Origin of the sequence: Bradyrhizobium sp., assembly GCF_016462955.1 — a bacterium.
Classification (GTDB): domain Bacteria; phylum Pseudomonadota; class Alphaproteobacteria; order Rhizobiales; family Xanthobacteraceae; genus Bradyrhizobium.
In genome coordinates this window covers 1-1,832 of the sequence record NZ_JAEMSD010000834.1, presented here as the reverse complement: position 1 = coordinate 1,832, position 1,832 = coordinate 1, and the positions used below count along the sequence as shown (strand labels likewise).

2 protein-coding genes are annotated in these 1,832 nt (G+C 67.9%); both read left to right on the top strand.

Going from position 1 to position 1,832, the window contains the following annotated elements:
- Positions 1-903, top strand: a 903-nt coding sequence (gene hutI / locus JHD07_RS38975; protein ID WP_291631889.1) for an imidazolonepropionase, incomplete at its 5' end; no start/stop codon positions are given.
- Positions 900-1,832, top strand: a 933-nt coding sequence (locus JHD07_RS38970) for an aromatic amino acid lyase (RefSeq protein ID WP_291631887.1), incomplete at its 3' end; no start/stop codon positions are given. The genes hutI and JHD07_RS38970, both read left to right, overlap by 4 nt.

The following is a 1,832-nucleotide window of genomic DNA, read 5'->3' as shown; positions in this document are numbered from 1 at the left end:
ATCGTTTCGACCGTGGCGGCGACCCGCAAGGCAAGCGAGGCCGAGCTCATCGCAAGCGCGTTGCCTCGGCTCGATGCCTTGATCGCCGAAGGTGCAACCACGATCGAGATCAAGTCCGGCTATGGTCTCGACACCGCAACGGAGCTGCGGCAGCTCGCGGCCGCGCGGAGCCTTGGCCGCAAGAGGCCAGTCGCGATCCGCACCTCCTTCCTCGGCGCGCATGCGCTGCCGGTGGAGGCCGAGGGCGACAAGGATCGTTACATCGATCTCGTTTGCAGGGAGATGCTGCCTGCGGTCGCAAACGCCGGCCTTGCCGATGCTGTCGATGCCTTCATGGAAGGCATCGCATTCTCCGCCGAGCAGACCGCGCGGGTGTTCGAGACGGCGAGGGGACTTGGACTGCCGGTCAAGCTCCATGCCGACCAGCTCTCGAATCTCGGCGGTGCCGCGCTCGCCGCGAAATTCTCGGCGCTCTCGGCCGATCATCTGGAGCACACCGACGAGGCCGGTGCGGCCGCGATGGCGAAGGCCGGGACGGTTGCGGTGCTGCTGCCCGGCGCGTTCTATTTCATTCGCGAGACGCAGAAGCCTTCGGTGGAGACGTTCCGCAAGCATGGTGTTCCCATGGCGCTGGCGACCGACTGCAATCCCGGGAGCTCGCCGTTGACCTCGCTGCTGCTCGCGATGAACATGGGTGCGACGCTGTTCCGGATGACTGTGGCCGAATGCCTCGCCGGCGTCACCCGCGAAGGTGCGCGAGCGCTCGGTATCCTCGAGGAGGCCGGCACGCTGGAGGCGGGCAAATGGTGTGACCTTGCGATCTGGGATATCGAGCGGCCCGCCGAGCTGGTCTACCGCATCGGTTTCAATCCGCTGCACCGCCGGGTGTGGAGAGGACAATGACGAACGAGGGCGCAGCGATCGTCGCCAAGCCGGGGACGGTCGGACTCGATGATTTCGCGCGGGTGCTCGACGGTGCGCCCGTCGTGCTCGATCCGTCGTTCTGGCCACGCGTCGAGGCCGCGGCGGAGATCGTCGCGAAGGCGGCGCGGGCCGACGCGCCGGTCTACGGCATCAACACCGGCTTCGGGAAGCTGGCGTCGAAACGCATTCCGCCCGATCAGACCACACGGCTCCAGCGTAACCTGATCCTCTCGCATTGCTGCGGTGTCGGCCCGGCGACGCCGGAACCGATCGTTCGCCTGATGATGGCGCTGAAGATCATTTCGCTCGGGCGTGGTGCCTCAGGCGTGCGACGCGAGCTGATCGAGCAGCTTCAGGACATGCTGGCGCGTGGCGTCACGCCACTGGTGCCGCAGCAGGGCTCCGTGGGCGCCTCCGGCGATCTTGCGCCACTTGCGCACATGACGGCCGTGATGATCGGGGAAGGGCAAGCGATCCTTGACGGGAAAACCGTGTCCGGCGCTGAAGCGCTGGCGGCTGCAGGCCTTTCGCCGCTGACGCTCGGCCCCAAGGAGGGCCTCGCGCTGATCAACGGGACACAGTTCTCGACCGCCTACGCCCTATCAGGCGTGCTACGTGGGTTTCGCCTGGCCCGCGCCGCGCTCGTGACCGGGGCGCTGTCGGTCGATGCTGCGATGGCCTCGACGGCGCCGTTCCGGCCCGAGATCCAGGCGCTGCGCGGCCACGCCGGGCAGATCGCCGCGGCGGCAACGCTGACGGCGCTGCTCGATGGCAGCGACATCCGCCTCTCGCACCTCGAAGGTGACGAGCGTGTGCAGGATCCCTATTGCCTGCGCTGCCAGCCGCAGGTCGCCGGCGCAGCGCTCGACCTGATCACGCAGGCCGCGCGCACGCTGATGGTCGAGGCC